Genomic DNA, 16,969 nt, shown 5'->3' with positions numbered 1-16,969 from the left:
AAACATGAGCAAAAAAACTCAAAAAGTGACGGCAAAAAGCCCAAAGAAAAAGGCTCAAGAGCCAAAGGCGCCAACGGCTCATGAGACAAGAAAGAAGATTGAAGATATCTTAGCTCAAAGAGAGTTTGATAAATTATACGAACTCTAATCCGGTAAATAGTTCACCAAACTCAGGGGTTATTAAACTGATTTATGTACGAATTAAAATAATATTTACGCCACCGATATTATTTTAATTATTGCAATAAATTACAGTACACCGTTAATAGCTACACCAATGCCTATACGTTGCTGGTTATGGTTGTAGTCAATTAGGCTCTTTCCGTATCCAGTCGAGTATTGCGCGTACCCTCGAAGTTTTCCCCAGATAGGAAATAATACGCCAACTTCAGCATAACCCTTGTGCGTTTTGAAATTCTCTCGTCCCACAAATGTAAACTCATATTCATCCCATTTGTAAGCACTGGTCAACTCAAAGTGCCCCATGTAGTCTTCAATGTCTGGGTTATCATCACCACTAGGATCGTCTGGTGAGGTTTTGTCATCTTCAGGTATGCGCCACCAAGGTTGTATCGCAATCGCAAAGTTATCCTTTGCGAAGGTCAAGTTGGCATACACTCGGTTCCAACTACGCGATAAGTCTTGTCTCTGACCATTGGATTCATGTTCAATACCAAAACCCAACCAGGTCGAGCCATCAAACGGTTGCCAGTCGGTTGGCGTGTAATAAAAGAACTCCGGACGATAATTAGTCTCGCGGAATGGGCGCGATGCAGCCCCAGTATACACCTGCCAAAACGATTTAAGCGTCATTCCAAAGAACAAGCCATCGCCATCAAACAACAAATCATCATAGTTTAACGGGACTTTAAAGCTGATCTGAAACTCGGCCTCTTCTTTGCGCAGTTCATCGCCATATTTGGTTTCAGCGTAAGCGCGTTTATTGGCACGGTCACTATATGTAAACGGCAAGATGTAGTTGACACGATGCGCCACCAAACTAAAAGGTTCAAATGCGGTTTGCTTTTCTGACTCGAGACGTTTGTCGACTAAGTTTTCCTCTGCCATCTCTGGATTAGCGACGGGGTCGACTGGTTTTATTTGAGTGACCGCTTCCAGCTCACATTGCTGACGGAGCTCTTGGATGGTTTCACTCCCACTACTCTGTTCAATCGCCTTAAGCAAACATAAATCTCTAGCACTTAAATCTTCAGCCATTGTCATCGGAGCCGTTAACAGCCCCAATACTGATATGCTAGACACTTTCCACATACTTAGATCCCTTATCTTCTTCTTGTTATGAACGCTGTGATTTTACTTCAGCTTGTTTATCAAGTTTGCAATTACAATGTTAACATGCCGTTAATTTCATTCACCAAGCATTGTATTTGCCTAGAAAAAACCTGTCTTAATTGCTTCTGCGATACCTTCGAGTAACATTTGCACCCCAATGACGGCAAGAATCAACCCCATCATTTTTGTCACCACGCTCAACGCACTCGGGCCAACAGCTTTAACAATCCTGTCGCCAAATAAGAACAGCAAGTAGGTAACAAAGCAAAGCACACCAAACGAAACAATGGTGACAAGCGTTTCGTTAAACCCACCAGTGGTGGCGAAGTTCATCGCAGTCGCGATTGTCCCAGGCCCTGCTAAGATTGGCATCGCAAGTGGCGAAACCGCGATACTAAGCGCCGCTTTTTGCTGAGCGGGCGACTTAGCTTTCTCTTTCGTCTGCTGGTGACTGGTATCACCAAACAACATATGAAATCCGATCAAAAACACTAAGATCCCACCTGTCACTCGCAAGGCATACAGAGTGATACCAAACAGTGAAAAGATTAGTTTTCCTGAGATAGCAACGATGGCGACGATAATAAAGGCGATGAGCACCGAGCGAAATGCGATAGAACGCACCGTTTCTCTGTCTTCATCAGCGGTCAAGCTCAAGAAAATCGGTGTATTAGCGATCGGATTCATAATGGCAAAGAACCCCATAAACACCGTGACGGTATGAATAATCAGCTCTTTCATATTGTTGCCCACTCGGCTGTTGCTGGTTATTAGAAGTGTATACCTACGAGGAAGACTAAGTGGTGGCTGGCGGCTTATTTACGGCAACTATGCAAGCTAAATTTGACAATTATTGCTTTTGAGATGGTTTACCCTACCTGAAAATGCCGTTATGGTGAGGCGTCACATTAAGATAACAATAAGAAGGATTTTAGTCGTCATGAACAGCACGATCCAAACCATGTTAGGTCACCGTTCCATTCGCAAATTTACCGCTCAACCTATCGACAAAGAACAGTTAGATACTATTTTGCAGGCAGGCCTTGCCGCATCGTCATCCAGCATGCTGCAAGTCGTGTCGGTCATTCGAGTCACCGACAAAGAGAAGCGTCAACAACTTGCCAAGTATGCGGGCAACCAGGCGTATGTTGATTCTGCTGCTGAGTTCTTGGTGTTTTGCATCGACTATCAGCGCCACGCGACCATCAATCCACAGGTACAAGCCGACTTCACTGAGCTGACACTCATAGGCGCAGTTGACTCCGGCATTATGGCGCAAAACTGCCTGCTCGCTGCGGAATCTATGGGCTTAGGCGGAGTATACATTGGTGGGTTACGCAACAACGCGCAGCACGTCGACGAACTACTAGGATTACCACAAAACACCGCGGTTTTGTTCGGTATGTGTCTGGGTCACCCAGATCAAGACCCGGAAGTTAAGCCCCGCTTACCAGCGCACGTGGTTGTGCATGAAAACCAATACCAACAGCTCGATCTAGACGATATCAAGCGATACGACCAGACCATGCACGATTACTACTCAAACCGTTCAAGCAATCAAAAGCAAAGCACTTGGTCTCAGGAAGTGACAACAAAATTGGCGGGAGAGTCGCGCCCACATATTCTGCCTTACTTAAACAGCAAAGGGCTGTTGAAACGTTAGTAGCAAGATTTACTCAGTACCCAATTAGAGTCAGCCCGGTAGACGTCGGGCTGATTCATTTAAAGCACATTTATTCAGCTATCGACACACAAGACGCGTAAACACTGCGTGTTGGGAAGTCCGAGATGCTAAAACCATCATTAAGCGCAACATTGTAATACATAGAGCCATCTGCAGTATTGGACCAATAAACACGGCTAGCAGGCCATCCTTCAGCTGAATACATGCTGCCATATTCACCATACAACTCTTGCAATAGTTCATTTCGCGATGCTAGGCGCCAATTACTTCTGTTTTCATATTGCTGTGACGCAAGGAATCTACACCACGCTACGGCATTCTCATGAGTAAAAGTTGCAAACTCACCATCGGGTCCGTCTACACCCGTTTCGGTGATAGTACCGTCATATTGGCTATAGCCCAAAGAGGTCATCAAAGGTTCACTAGGAGAAGAGCTAAAACGCTTCCCTTCCTGATCGAGCACACTTATGCATTCATCTTTTAGTTGGCACACTTTGACCGTTGTCGGCGTGCTTACAATACCGTCCACACTTACATTGATTAACGCTAAACCTTCGGATAATGCCGTCAACAGACCAGACTCACTCACGGTCGCGGTAGCTTCATTATCATTTTGCCACTCAGCGGACGCGCTGATATCAGCCGTTGTCCCATCATCGTATAGACCAAGCGCACTCAGCTGGCGCTGCTTACCTTGGATAAGAGATAAATATGACGGCAAGATTTGGATTTCACTTAGCTGCGCTGGCAAAACCGTTAAGGAAATTTCATTGCTAACAATCCCATTTATTGATGCAGTGATTGTCGCAGATCCTGTTTGTAGACCTGAAGCCACACCATTATCATCAATACTGATTGAATCTGGATCAGTACTAAGCCATTCAACTTCTCCTGTAAGCTCCACCACTTGCCCACTACCACTGCCCCCCTTTGCAGCTAATTGTACATTTTCACTTTTCTTTATATTAGTTATAGGTGCGGTAATTTCGATTGTGGTGATATCTACAACAGATAGCGGCGGATCATTTGGATTATCTGAATGACATGCGGATATAAACAACGTGGTTGCAGCTACAACCACTGATTTGTACAACGACTGTTTCATGACTAAATATGCCTTTTAAAGGACGGGTGACTGACTAGTTATTACTTTTTTGTTTAATAGAGCGGCCACACTATGAACACTACCACTTAGAGCAAAAACAATATATTAGGCACAATCAATAAACCGAATGCCCCAATAAAAGGAAGGTACTCTCGGTTAAATAAAGAATTGATAGCATGACGGCTAATAGTTTAGCGAGGTGGCGAACTAGCAAATACAACACAAGTTAACCTTAAAAATATGAATGACATTCCGTAAAGAATGAAGAGACAATCATTAACAAAAGTGGATGAAGTCTATGCTTTACTTACAGGACATATAGAGAAAAAATAGCAACTAGCATCAATAAATAGTAAGAATCCGTGACGAGGAAAAAATGAAAAAAATAACTACGCTATTTATCTTTTTCGCATGTTCGGGGCAGGTCTTTGCCAAAGGTGGTATAACAATAGAAATGCAAAAACCGCAAACCGCACAAGAGCAGCAGACTGCGTCAATCATCAAAGCAAGCGAAATAAATCAGACTTTTACTAAACTATCGAGCCAGTACTTCCCTTTTAATCGGAGGTTACGTGTTCAGTATGGTAGTTCTGAGGGTCCGTATTATGACCCAGAGAATCACTCTATCCACATTCCTTATAGTTTCTATCTCGAATCCCATGACTACTTTTCGAAACACGGCTATGAAGAGAAATACGGTAAGTCCGCAGAAGATGGCGCAACGGATGCTTTACTGCATACATTGCTGCACGAAGCAGGCCACGCTTATATAGAAGATCAACGCATTCCAGTGCTAGGTAAAGAAGAGGATGCGGTAGATAACTTCGCGACCATTATTCTATTGAACTATATCGAAAACGGCGATGACGTGGCGATCAGCGCTGCCGACATGTTTGCTTTTGAGTCTCAGTCTGAAGAGCGACCAAATTACTACGAGATGGGTGACTACGCCGACGAGCATAGCTTTGATCTACAACGTTATTTTTCCACGCTCTGCTTAGTCTACGGTAGTAATCCTAAAAAATATCAGTATTTATTGGATGAAGTTGAAGATCATTATTTAGGGGATAGAAAAGATTTTTGCGTGAGCAACTTTGAAATAATCAATGAAAATTGGCATCAATACCTGTCGGTCAAGAAGTAACACTCATAGCATGAGAGGCAATATGATGACCAGAGTTTTGGGTAAACTCAATGGGCAAGAAAAGAGAGTTCCCCATTTTTATTACTAATTCAATATCTTTAATAAAAATAGGGAGTTCTCTTTTTTATAAACTGTAAGACAGATGTTGTCTAAACTAATAGAATTTTTAATAATACACATTATCGCTCTAATTTAAGCAACTTACACAGCAACCATCTGAGAAGCAAGTTCACGCCCATTGCCACGGAATTTATCAATCACCTCGGAAAATTGAGCGGAAATATGCAAAAGTCGCGAGTCTGGATGTTCAGCCAAATAGTTAGCTTTCATCAACTCAGTGTCTAAACGATCCCAGTCTTGGTGGATCGCACGTGCAAAGTGCAACGTGGATGCCAATGTCGGTGAAACATCCGCTTCTCGTGGTTCATGGTAATGCTCAATAGCATCAACCATGTCATCTGGAAACTTCCAAGAGCGAGCCAATTTAGCGCCAAGAGATGGTGCTGAAATGTCTAAAATCTCTTCTTGCACGGCAATAGGGTCTGCACCCTGCTCCACTCGCCGAGCAATTTCCAATGCCTCTTCTGGCACTAAAGTATGAATCATCAATTCGCCAATATTATGGAGCATTCCCGCGGTGAACACCTCGTTGGCATCAAGTCCACTCGCGGCACCAAGTTTACTCGAAATAACCGATATTTCGAAAGTATCTTCCCAATATTGGTTTAGATCTAGAGTTTTGACGTTTGGAAAAGCGCTCGATAGTACTGATGCGATAACCAAGGTTTTTACTGGCCCAGTGCCCACCCTTAGCAGTGCATCATTTACCGAAGAAATGGTTTTGTTACCACCAAAATAGGCGGAATTGGCCATTCTCAGTAAGCGTGCACTTAAGACTTGATCCATTGAAATTTTCTTTGATAACTGCTCAAAATCCACTTCCTCTTGATTAACCATATCGAGCAGTTCTTGTAAAATTTTTTGTATGCGTGGTAGTTCATTAAGACGCGATAATAATGAGACTTGACTCATATGGAAATCTCCTTTCTTATACCAAACAGTACTTTAGTTGATGCCAGCCCGTTTTCTCTTTCCCATGTAGTTCAAGGTTTAGAGGTTAATCTCAAGGGCGGTGAATTAACTATAGTTCAGAACTATTAGTAATAGAAAAGTTTAGTTAGAAGTTAATCTTACTTGATAAATACAGGAGCAGTCTTTGTCTCTTTCCACTATGCTATTTACTCGCAAATAAAGCATTTTTTCTTATCGGTATTGCTATAAGTTAAGCGCTCTACGCAATCACACCTGCGACTTCTCGGACTAGTTTTGCTAGTTCATCCCATTGCTCATTATCAATCAACTCACTCGGAACCATCCAAGTACCGCCACACGCAATAACAGCAGAAACCGACAAGTAATCTTTTACGTTGCTTGGTGATACACCGCCTGTTGGCATGAATTTCACAGGGTAAACTGCGGTTAGGGCTTTGAGCATTGCGACTCCACCCGATGGCTCTGCTGGAAAGAACTTTAACGTGGATAGTCCCAACTCCATTGCTTGTTCTACAAGACTTGGGTTGTTCACACCGGGGATGATTGGAACATGTCTTTGCTGACAGTACTTTACGGTTGTAGGATTCAAACCTGGACTGACGACAAAATCAACACCTGCGTATATCGCTTGGTCAACTTGCTCGGTTGTGAGCACCGTGCCTGCGCCGATAAGCATATCCGGGAATGCATCTCGAATATTCTTTATCGACTGCAATGCCGCGTCGGTACGAAAGGTAATCTCTGCACATGGTAGACCATTGTCAATCAGCACTTGCGCCAGCTTCACCGCTTTGTTGGCATCCTTAATCGCGATAACAGGGACGACTTGAATTTCGGATAGCAATTTATCTAGGTCTTTCATTTTTATTCCTTTTTATAGAGCGCTGTTCTTTGTTCGCTTATTGGAAACGTTAACAGAACAAGTGGTAAGGCTCAAAGTTGCCAGCAGTTTACTAACGCTCATTCGCTGATATAAGGCGAATGACTTACGTTAACTGCGTTAACGCAGCGTCACTCCCTGGTGGCTCCAGTCAAACTTATTACATAAGCGTTCTAGCTCATGCAACTCAGCTTCTGTCTGACTCATTAGCCAAGCAAGCAACTCATCGGTAATGGCAGAGCGTCGTTTTTGATAGCAATAATACTGCCACTCACTGTGCTGCAGTGCTGTATTGTTTGGGCACTTAAGGAACTGCCGCTTAATTTCAGGCAGAACCAATAATAGATCCGTTACTGTGACACCCTGCCCTGCCAAACACGCACTTAACGCCATATCCAGACTATAAAAAACCGTATCACGACCTTTCTTTACCCCTTTTATACCCGAGGTTTTTAGCCACAACTTCCAATCTTGATGATCCAGCGTCGCGTGTAAATGTGGCAAGTTGAGGACATCTTGCAATTGAATATCACGACTTGAAAGTAGCTCAGAATACACCGGAGCCATGTACTCATGTCGTAGAAACGTTACTCCCGGTTTGCCTGCATATCGCTCTCCTTGACTGGTATTGATGATCAGCAAATCACAATCTTCAGATTCCAAAACAGGGTCTTCTTCAATGGAAGGAATAATAACAATCTCATGCTCGGGGTATTTTTCATTCAGCCAAAGCACCTTGGGTAACAGTACACGCGTGGCGTAACTCAGTGCACTTTTTATCACTATGCGACTCTTGTTAGGTGTATGCCACTGAGCCACTAGCGCCTCGAGGTTAGTGTAATTTTTCCTAAGCACCTCATAGAGATCTTTGCCTCTTTCCGTAAGCTCAATTGCTCTATGTTTTCGCATAACCAGAGGTGAACCAAGCTCATCCTCTAGCTGTTTTATCTGTCGGCTGACAGCACTCTGTGTCACGTGTAGTTCTTGTGATGCTTTAGTAAAGCTCATAAGGCGTGCAACACATTCAAATACTTTTAACGCATTGTGTGAATAAGGCAAATGAGGATAAGGAGACATAGTTAATTACACATGATTTAAACTCATGTTAGATTGGCATAAATGTTATTTGAACACCAGACGGTTAGCCTTTACCTTTATGTGATAACGATCACGAGGCTAACAATGAAGAAAATTCTCGCTCTGGCATTTCCACTCATCATTTCACAACTCATCGCGATGGCATTAGTGCTGACTGATGTCTGGATGATGTCGCGACTAAGTGTATCTGCGATTGCTGCCGGTGGATTGGGTGCATCGGTCTTTTCATTTATCTTTATTATTGCCAGCAGCACCGTAAGCTGCGTGGCTAATTTGATCGCAATTGCTTATGGTCAGCGCGTCGCTAGGCCAGAATTTGGGAACCAACAAATTCGCTTAGCGGTAAAAGGTGCTGTCATGTTGTCGGTATTCTTGAGCGTGATTCTGACGTTCAGCTTCGCTTTTGTACCAGAGCTATTTACGCTCGCAGGCCAACCGCCTGAGTTGGCCGCCCCAGCAATGCAATACGTCGACACATTAAAGTGGGCTATGCTGCCTTCATTATTGCTACTTGTATTGCGTGGATTAACCAGTGCGTTTGGCAATGTTCGTTCGATCATGGTGATGTCTTTAATGACGGTCATGCTTAACGTTCCGATTAGTTACGGACTCGCATTCGAACTGGATCTTGGGTTAGCGGGGTTAGGCGCAGGTACATCTCTGGCGGCATTGATTGTAATGCTAGGTTATGGTGCATGGGTGTTTAAGCGCCCACAGTATATGTCTTTTGCCCCATGGCTAAACATAGAGGAATACACTCTTAAACTGATGAATCCTCTACTGGCAATGGGCTTACCGATCGCACTAGCGGCCTTGTTAGAGCACGGGTTGATTTACGGTGGCACTTTAATGGCGGGGACAATTGGTGTCGCGGCACTCGCATTACATCAGATCCTTTTGCAATGCCTGAGCTTTACTTGGAACATCAACTTCGGCTTTGCTCAAGCTGCCGCCATCCTTGTCGGACAAGACTTTGGAGCAAATAACTACGAAGGTATCAAGCGCACATCGATTAACAGCTTTACATTGACTTCCGCCTTGAGCATTGTACTGGCGGGCGGATTTATGATTTGGCCTGAATTGATCGCGGGTATGTTTAACCTCGACGCTGAGTTGACCAAATTGCTTGTCGCGGTTCTTTGGGTTGTCGCGTTGTCATTTATTGTTGATGCTTGGCAACTACTCGCAATCAACCTATTGCGCGGTATGAAAATTGTCGTGGCACCAACCATCATCACAGCCATAGGCTACTGGTTGTTTGGTTTGCCTGCTGCTTGGTTGCTCATGCAAAAATTTGGTTTAGGTGGTATCTGGGCGGGCATCGGTATCGGGCTAGGCGTCACAGGTATTCTGCTGCTTGGCCAATTGCTTTCCTCACTTAACCGTTCAGCGCAAGTTCGCTTAGCGCATTAACATTCCTATACCTGGTTCATTAAACGCAAAAAAACCCGCATTCAATCCGGAATGCGGGTGGCTTTAGAAATAAAGTAAAGCAGTGGATTAATGATAGAACCAGAAATTAGAACGAGTACTTCGCTACAAACTTAACGCCGTAGCCGTCTTCCTTGTCACCATCCTGTTCTACAGAACCTGTTTGAAGTACTAAGTCTGTTTTGAATGCATCTGTTACATCGTAACCAAGACCTAGGTATGCAGTTTGCGCTTCTACAGCTGTACCTTGTAGGTCACCGTCTGCGTATTGCAATGAACCGTAAACTTTGAAAGATTCAAATTTGTATGCAGCTGCTACAGAGTAAGTTTCACCGTCGTTTGGCTTACCAAGCGTAAGTTCAACACTGTCGCTTGCTTTCAAGCTCGCCGCGTTTTCGAAAGAAATGAATGCTGCACCAAATGTGAAATCGCCCAGCGTTACGTCACCCGCTAAGCCAAGAGAATTCGCGTCATCACCGTCAGAACCATAAGCAACCGCCGCTGAGAACTCTTCTGCTTTGTAGTTTAGAGATGCTGCATAGTTTGCATCATTGTTTGTGTCACTATCAGTTTCGTAGTTAGCAGAAAACTCAAGATCGTTGATTGTTTTCTTGTAACGGATACCTTGGCCATCTACGCCACCTTGACCGATGATGTATAGGTTAGAACCTTCGCCTTGCTTCGCTTTTTCAATTGCACCAAATGAATTACCAGTATCACCGAAAGAGAAATTACCGTACTCAACGTGGTCAAATTCTAATTTGATATCATCAAAATATGCGTTTTTATCATCTTTCGAAACACTAGTACCAGTGTTGATAGCAAAAGAACCAATTAGTTTCGCTTCTTCAGATAATTCATGCGTACCTTTAACTTTAAGGTGTGCATCTGTAAATACGTGTGGTTCTTTATCACCAGCATCGGCATCAACGTATAATGCGACAGCTTTTGCCCAACCTGATAATTCAACTGTATTTTCTTCTGATTTGTAAATTTCGCCTGCTGCTGCTGCACCAGTGAATAGAACAGAGATTGCAATAGCTAAAGGTTTGATGTTCATATCGTACTCCATGTGTTGCATTGAAAAAGAGTTAACGCAACTAATTGTATTTAAAGTATTTTTAGATTAAGAAATTGCATTCATATTAAAAATGCGCTCCGGAGATAATATTATCGAAATAAATACAATTTAAAATTGAAATATTATTTTAATATTAATAAACAAGATCGAGATCATAATTAAACCCATATTTGCAAAGTCACGATATGCAGTTTGATGCTTTAAAAATAATATTTATAGATAGGTAAGTTTGATCAAGGTCAAATATTTAAACTTATATTGCACGCGTGGAGAATATATAACCTTCAACGTAATTAAAAATCAAAAAATGATAAATGATAAAATCATGAAAACGTAAAAATAAAAGTTTGATATGACTCGCAATTGCATTTTTGCAAAATTAATTAGTACTAGAAAAATGATAGGCAAATATATTTGGGTATAAAAATGTAGGAATTAAAAACGGATGCATATTAATAAGAAAAATTAGAACAATACTTGATCATACATTCCCTGTTTAATTGTCCAGTATGACAATAGACCAATAGAAATCGCCGACATATGTTTACGTCCGAGGTTGTTCTTGCATTGCAATACCCTGAAGTTCTATCATTTGCACCCTATTCCGATATGGGTTCGTTATGACCGATCTAGAACTTGAGTTTGAACACATTTATATAGAAGTGAGAGCGGAACGCTGGCCTTTGATTGAGCGTTTCTTATTTAGCTACTTTTGCATGCGAGAAGGTTATCTCAGCAAACAAGGTAAGCCCGATTGGGAGTTGGCGCGCAAAAATTCGCTACGTTCGACGTCGGTCACCCACCTTAAACACTCAGAGCTAGAACCCATTGTTCCACTCGCGGTTATTATTGGGGAAATAAAGCGATATCAGCGAGATGGTGAACTTACACCAAGCGTGTTGCAGCGAATATTAAACAGTCTGCTCCACTATGCGGTAATCAGCAAAGACGAAAAGTCTGCCCTTCGCACTGTCGGACTATTAAATACGATGCCTGCGGATTGGTATCAAAGTGAAACCAAAGACTTGTACGCTCGCTTTCTTAAGTTAAATATTCAACTTCTGCCAAGTTGAGTCCTCTACTCTCGCATCTATCACACTTTAAGAAATAGGCTATCTCATTGATAGGTAGCCATAGCTTTTACACGTCGACCTGTCACAAATACCGTACAACGCCCTCTATTTATATGAGATTTGCAATCGGTTTCTCATAACACACTTTGTATTCATATTGTTTAGTCTTTCCACATCACACTAATGTATCAAAATGTTATTTTAACATTGATGAAGATCTGGTTTTTAATTTTTAAAACAGCGTTTCTGTTTAAAAAATATTCTTTCTGTATATTATTAGAACAACGAATCAAAACAGTAAATACAACTAAATGGAAAGCATGGATATGAAACATAGAACCAATCTCTCTCTGGTTAGTGCCTCTATTATTGCGGCGCTAGTTTCTGGCTCGGTATTAGCAAATGATACGGACCCGACGGACGTACTTAATGAGAGTGCAGCAGCGGTTGATTTAGCAGCACAAGCGAAACAAGCGTTTTACGATAGTTCAACATCTACTATTCACTCCTTCTTATACATTCGTGATCGTGAAGAAAAAAATGCAGATGGCCACTGGGTACCAAACATCGAAAACCAAACTCTGCAACTGGCGTGGGATTACAAATCAGGGTACTTCAAAGATACGATTGGTCTCGATTTGTGGGCTAACACCAACCTGAAACTGGGTGATACCACAGGTATGTCGGAGATCCTTTACTTTGATCATGAATGTGAAGGTAACTCTTCGTATGACGGCAACGCTTGTGAAAAGTCGTATGCGGCTCTTACCATCGCTGCACTGAAAGCAAAATTTGGTGATGAAGATGTCGGTCTTGCTGTTCGCGGCGGCTACACACGTATCAACATTGGTACCATCCGTTCAAGCTGGGGACTTAACCCACATGCTTACCGTGGTATTGAAGCAAAAGCACACTTTGGTAACCTGGTTGTAGGTTACGCGATTGCCGACGAATTCAAGAACGACTGGCAAAAAGAGTTCCTACCGATGACCACTAAGTGGCACCAAAACCAAAAGCCAGGTTCTGACTCTACTAATACGATTATCGATCATATCCAAACGGTAGGTGCGATCTACAAATTCGGTGACGGTCAAATCGACCTTGGCTACGGTGTCGGTAAAGATTACCGCACAAACTGGCAAGCACTGGGTAAGTACAGTTTTGATTTAGGCGGTGCAAACTTAGGTCTAACCGCCTTCTACCACGGCTCGATTGCAGAAGAGAGCGACCTGAATCCGAAAGTTGACGATCCAAAAGCACAAAGTTACTACGGCTTGGGCGCAAACCTTAAACACGGTGGCTTCACTTGGATCGCAGGTTTGAGTGACACCGATACGCGCGGCCAAGAGCTGACTTACAACTTCCGTTTAACCCCTTGGGCGAACTCAGACAACCGCAACTTCATGCAAGCAACATCACAGCTGGAAGACTACAACGTAGATGGCGCGCGTGCGGCGAAACTGGCAGTGAACTACAACTTTGCGGATTGGGGTCTACCTGAACTAACCGCAAGTGTTGGCGGTAACTACGCAACAAACGTTCGCTCTAGCAAGGACGCGGAAGAATACGATGGTTCAATGACTTCATTCGACTGGCACGTGGGCTACAAATTCCTAGACGGTGCGCTAGAAGGTTTGAACATTCGTACTTACCGCGCTCGCTTCCGTGGCGACGACATTGTGCATAAGAACGATCGTAACGATCTGAAAGTTCTTATCTCATATAGTGTGAAGCTTAAGTAACGCTTCAACCTGCCTTTACTCTTCGCCCGGCCTTGAGCCGGGCTTTTTTGTTTATCGAGTTCTATCCTTTGACCGTTTTCGACCACCGTCGCTAACCTCTTAATTAGCGGGCTGAATTATCTTGGTATAAAATCCAAGCTAATGATGCGCATTCAAGTGCACACAGGTCATCAAAGGTAACAAAAAAGCCCGCTTTGATAGCGGGCTTGTAGAAGCTTGTGTGCTCTTATTTACCGTGAGGGTACTCTTTACAACCTAGCTTGTGAGAAATACGCGCTGCGGCTGCGTGAAGCTCAGCAATGTACTCAGCCTTCTTCTCTTCAGTAAAACGGATCGTTGGTAATGAGACACTCATACCAGCGACAACATTGTTGAAACGATCGTATACAGGCACCGCTAAACAGCGTAGCCCCACTTCTTGCTCTTCGTTATCTTCACCAAAGCCAACTTCACGGACTGTGTATAGCTCGTCAATCAGTGACTCAATCGTCTCGTGCGTACGTTCTGTCGATTTAGTGAACTCTACGTCGCTTAGAATGCGTTTTACATCGTCTTCTTCACGCTCTGCAAGCAGGACTTTACCGATAGCAGTTGAGTAAAGAGGATTACGACGGCCCACGCGCGATTGCATGCGCAGGTTGTACTTGGAGTCAATCTTGTGGATGTAGATGATGCTATCACCATCTAGCGCGCCCAAGTGAAGCGCTTCTAGCGTAAGATCAGAGATACGACGCATCTCAATATCCGCTAGATCAACCAAATCAACGTATTCCAATGCTGTAGACCCCAGCTCAAACAACTTCAAAGTCAGTGAGTAGTTTTCACTCTCACCCTCTTGCGATACGTAACCCATTGTTTTCATTGTTTGCAGAAAGCGGTAAACCGTGCTTTTTGACATCATTAGGCGCTGAGCCAATTCACTGATGCCGATGTCTTTTTGAGTGCTCAGGGCTTGTAAAATACCGAATGTTTTTAGTACAGAAGAAACTGATTCAGGTTGTTTCCCATTAGTCATTATTATTACCTATCTCGTTATCCAGCACACTTCATTGAAGTTCAATGCATCATGCAAAACTTCATTGCTTTTCCAGTGATGCCTATTATTTAATTTTTTAGGCTATGCTGACAAATTTATTTCATACAATTTTTCATACAATTTAAAATAATGTTCTACAAAAAAAAAGAGCCATTACTCTGTTTTTGTATAGGCGGTCTCATATCTACCAGCCCATACACCTCTAAGCTATTGAAACGCTAAACTTTTGACCTTAAAGGTTTTTGAAGCAACATCACACTAATCAATATATCATTCGATTGTGTGATGGCTTTTTGTTAATTAATTTTCCTCGCAAATAAAGAATTGCGTAACGATATTATTTTGTTTCTCGGATGTTAATTTTAGCTGCGTACCTAATTGGGCTAAATTCTTAACTTTTTTGTGGTTATTTTGTGAGTGTTTTTCAACCACAGCTAATTGTTCAACAATATAATTAGCTAATTGTCGCTGTTTTATTGTCGCGGTCGAAATACTCTGAGCAATTCGATTAGTTTGCTCCAAACAAATCTTAACTTTAGTAACGGATTCAAATGTATTGGTAGCACTTTCCATTGAGACCTTCATATCGTGACTACAGGATTCGATCTCACAAACCGCTTTGTCAACGTCAAGATTTAGCGCCTCCACAACACCGTGGATTTCGTCCACGGTTTTTGAGGTCCGTTCGGCTAAGCTTCTTACCTCATCCGACACTACGGCAAAACCGCGTCCGTGTTCGCCGGCTCTGGCAGACTCAATAGCTGCATTTAGGGCGAGTAAATTGGTTTGCTGGGCAACCTCTTCGATAAAGGTCATCGCTTTGGTAATTTGCAGGGCGCGCTGCTGTAAGCGATGAATCACTTCCACTGCCAATCGCAGCTTTTCGTCCAGTTCCTTGTGCCTAACGATGTTTTGACTCACGTTCTGGTCGCTCTTAAGCACTTCTTCTGTCGCGACGTCAGACTGTTGCGCACCGGATTCACTCTGCATGGCGATATTCTCAATCAAGCATTGCAGTTCATTGGTATGCTTTACTACTAGCGCCGACTTCTCTGCTTGTACAGCCATAGAATCCGTGATTGAAGAGGTATACTCGGAATTCTTCGTAGTGGTTTCTCCCATCTCCTTTGCGCTAAGTTGCAGCGTATCAACGATGCTGAGTTGTGAAAGGCGCAAAATTTCTAGGTGCTCGGCCAGTTGGGCAAACTCACCGGTCAGTTTTTTATCTACAGAAAACGTGAGTTGTTTATTCGCCATTTTTTCAATTGCACTGATTAGGCTCTTAAGACTGTGCTTGAGCTCTCGTGACAACGTCACGATAAATACAATACCAACAGCGCCCATAATAGAAACAAACAAGACTAACTGCAGTTGATGCTGACTCTGCTTTTCTTGTGAAACCGCTACCTGCATGTTGACCTGTTCGAGCAGTTGTTGTTTTGCTAACTCAAGGTTGGTTTCGAGCAAGTGCAGTTTTTCGGAAATCATTTGCGCTTTTACATGAATCGCTCGCTGATTCTCTAACGCGACAAGGTGCTTGTTGACTACCCCTTGTTCGTCAATGGCGCTATAAAGAACTTTCTCGACTAACGCTAGGTCGCGTTTAGAAAACTGTCGACTACGTTCGTCTAACTGACTCCCTTGCTGCCGAATAGATGCCGCGAGCGATCGGTTTTTGCCAATCAACTGCTCTACAACAGTGATGTCATTGCTAAGTAGTGCTCGGTCAATATTGAAGGTTAAACTGTCGATTTGGCCGCTGTAGTTTTCGGCAACCATCGAGGTGTTCATATCATCGGTCGTAGCGGCCAAGGTATAGATGGTTCGCTTTAATCGATTGATTGCTGATTGATATCGGTGCTGATCTTTTTCCAGTTCCTCGCTACGCGCCAAGCTTTTATCCATATTGGCAAACAACTGATTCAAGTCTTCACTCAAACCGCTTCCAATATAGCCAGTACTTTGGGTTTGAGCCGCCGCTTCACGAAGCATTTGTATACTGCTTTCCAGATCTTGTTTGAGCTCAACCAACTGTTGTTCATCCGAACCAGGTATCGACAACACGTTATTTTTAATATCACTAACTAGGCTTAAGCTGCTTGCATTGGTTTGCATGTCAGCCATCTGATAAGCCGAAATCTGCTCGAGTTGCGCGATGAGGTGTCTTCCCTGCCAGATCGACATGGCGCAAACGGTCAATAATAACGCGGTGACAAACGTGATCATCAGATAGACACGTTTAACAATCGACAAGTTTTTCAACATTCTTTGTTCCCTCAAAGGTTTGAATTGCACCGATAAAAAAGCCCCCAGTTGGACAGGAGGCTTTTCGCAGGCTTCACCCCATAG

At 43.1% G+C, this 16,969-nt stretch carries 15 protein-coding genes; 6 read left to right on the top strand and 9 right to left on the bottom strand.

Translation table 11 applies throughout. The features are described 5' to 3' along the window. Positions 1 to 4: 4 nt before the first annotated feature. Positions 5 to 148, top strand: a complete 144-nt coding sequence (locus HCZ42_RS09030; protein ID WP_167420387.1) for an adenosine deaminase — start codon at positions 5 to 7, stop codon at positions 146 to 148. A gap of 101 nt (positions 149 to 249) precedes the next feature. Here the strand turns inward: HCZ42_RS09030 and HCZ42_RS09025 are convergent, their stop codons facing one another. Then, on the bottom strand, positions 250 to 1,272 hold the full coding sequence (locus HCZ42_RS09025; protein WP_167420386.1) for a phospholipase A: 1,023 nt from the start codon (positions 1,270 to 1,272) through the stop codon (positions 250 to 252). Between the two features lie 120 nt (positions 1,273 to 1,392). Beyond that, a complete protein-coding gene (locus HCZ42_RS09020) occupies positions 1,393 to 2,034 on the bottom strand; it encodes a MarC family protein (protein ID WP_167420385.1) in 642 nt (213 codons plus the stop codon). Between the two features lie 199 nt (positions 2,035 to 2,233). Between HCZ42_RS09020 and nfsA the strand changes: the two genes are divergently transcribed. Continuing rightward, positions 2,234 to 2,956: an oxygen-insensitive NADPH nitroreductase gene (gene nfsA / locus HCZ42_RS09015; RefSeq protein ID WP_167420384.1), complete on the top strand. Its 723-nt coding sequence runs from the start codon at positions 2,234 to 2,236 to the stop codon at positions 2,954 to 2,956. A 70-nt stretch (positions 2,957 to 3,026) separates the two neighbouring features. Here nfsA and HCZ42_RS09010 read toward each other — a convergent pair whose 3' ends face one another. Beyond that, positions 3,027 to 4,082 carry an Ig-like domain-containing protein gene (locus HCZ42_RS09010; protein ID WP_167420383.1) on the bottom strand — a complete coding sequence of 352 codons (1,056 nt, stop codon included), beginning with the start codon at positions 4,080 to 4,082 and terminating at the stop codon, positions 3,027 to 3,029. A 376-nt stretch (positions 4,083 to 4,458) separates the two neighbouring features. Here HCZ42_RS09010 and HCZ42_RS09005 point away from each other — a divergent pair, with 376 nt between their 5' ends. After that, complete coding sequence (locus tag HCZ42_RS09005) at positions 4,459 to 5,226, top strand: DUF4344 domain-containing metallopeptidase (protein WP_167420382.1); 768 nt, start codon at positions 4,459 to 4,461, stop codon at positions 5,224 to 5,226. A gap of 201 nt (positions 5,227 to 5,427) precedes the next feature. Here HCZ42_RS09005 and HCZ42_RS09000 read toward each other — a convergent pair whose 3' ends face one another. The 3 genes from HCZ42_RS09000 to HCZ42_RS08990 all read right to left on the bottom strand — a co-directional run bounded on the left by HCZ42_RS09000 (position 5,428) and on the right by HCZ42_RS08990 (position 8,236). Further along, complete coding sequence (locus tag HCZ42_RS09000; RefSeq protein ID WP_167420381.1) at positions 5,428 to 6,258, bottom strand: HDOD domain-containing protein; 831 nt, start codon at positions 6,256 to 6,258, stop codon at positions 5,428 to 5,430. A 259-nt stretch (positions 6,259 to 6,517) separates the two neighbouring features. Next, a complete protein-coding gene (locus HCZ42_RS08995) occupies positions 6,518 to 7,141 on the bottom strand; it encodes a bifunctional 4-hydroxy-2-oxoglutarate aldolase/2-dehydro-3-deoxy-phosphogluconate aldolase (protein ID WP_167420380.1) in 624 nt (207 codons plus the stop codon). 138 nt (positions 7,142 to 7,279) lie between these two features. Beyond that, a complete protein-coding gene (locus tag HCZ42_RS08990; RefSeq protein WP_167420379.1) occupies positions 7,280 to 8,236 on the bottom strand; it encodes a LysR family transcriptional regulator in 957 nt (318 codons plus the stop codon). A 105-nt stretch (positions 8,237 to 8,341) separates the two neighbouring features. Between HCZ42_RS08990 and HCZ42_RS08985 the strand changes: the two genes are divergently transcribed. Continuing rightward, positions 8,342 to 9,670, top strand: a complete 1,329-nt coding sequence (locus HCZ42_RS08985; RefSeq protein ID WP_167420378.1) for an MATE family efflux transporter — start codon at positions 8,342 to 8,344, stop codon at positions 9,668 to 9,670. A 106-nt stretch (positions 9,671 to 9,776) separates the two neighbouring features. Here HCZ42_RS08985 and HCZ42_RS08980 read toward each other — a convergent pair whose 3' ends face one another. Then, positions 9,777 to 10,748 carry a porin gene (locus HCZ42_RS08980; RefSeq protein ID WP_167420377.1) on the bottom strand — a complete coding sequence of 324 codons (972 nt, stop codon included), beginning with the start codon at positions 10,746 to 10,748 and terminating at the stop codon, positions 9,777 to 9,779. Positions 10,749 to 11,389: 641 nt separating this feature from the next. On the opposite strand from HCZ42_RS08980, the gene HCZ42_RS08975 reads away from it, so the two are divergent. Together HCZ42_RS08975 and HCZ42_RS08970 are read left to right on the top strand one after the other, a co-directional pair. After that, positions 11,390 to 11,842, top strand: coding sequence for a hypothetical protein (locus HCZ42_RS08975; RefSeq protein WP_167420376.1), 453 nt, complete (start codon positions 11,390 to 11,392; stop codon positions 11,840 to 11,842). A 320-nt stretch (positions 11,843 to 12,162) separates the two neighbouring features. Continuing rightward, positions 12,163 to 13,584 carry an OprD family outer membrane porin gene (locus HCZ42_RS08970; RefSeq protein WP_254868920.1) on the top strand — a complete coding sequence of 474 codons (1,422 nt, stop codon included), beginning with the start codon at positions 12,163 to 12,165 and terminating at the stop codon, positions 13,582 to 13,584. Positions 13,585 to 13,810: 226 nt separating this feature from the next. Here the strand turns inward: HCZ42_RS08970 and kdgR are convergent, their stop codons facing one another. Then, positions 13,811 to 14,599 (bottom strand): DNA-binding transcriptional regulator KdgR, encoded by a 789-nt coding sequence (gene kdgR, locus HCZ42_RS08965; protein ID WP_167420374.1) that lies wholly within the window; start codon positions 14,597 to 14,599, stop codon positions 13,811 to 13,813. 321 nt (positions 14,600 to 14,920) lie between these two features. Continuing rightward, positions 14,921 to 16,885, bottom strand: a complete 1,965-nt coding sequence (locus HCZ42_RS08960) for a methyl-accepting chemotaxis protein (RefSeq protein WP_167420373.1) — start codon at positions 16,883 to 16,885, stop codon at positions 14,921 to 14,923. Between the last annotated feature and the right edge of the window lie 84 nt (positions 16,886 to 16,969).

The organism is Vibrio hepatarius (assembly GCF_011806575.1).
Taxonomy (GTDB): domain Bacteria; phylum Pseudomonadota; class Gammaproteobacteria; order Enterobacterales; family Vibrionaceae; genus Vibrio; species Vibrio hepatarius_A.
The sequence above is the reverse complement of the archived record's forward strand: the minus strand, read 5'-3'. Positions and strand labels throughout refer to the sequence as shown.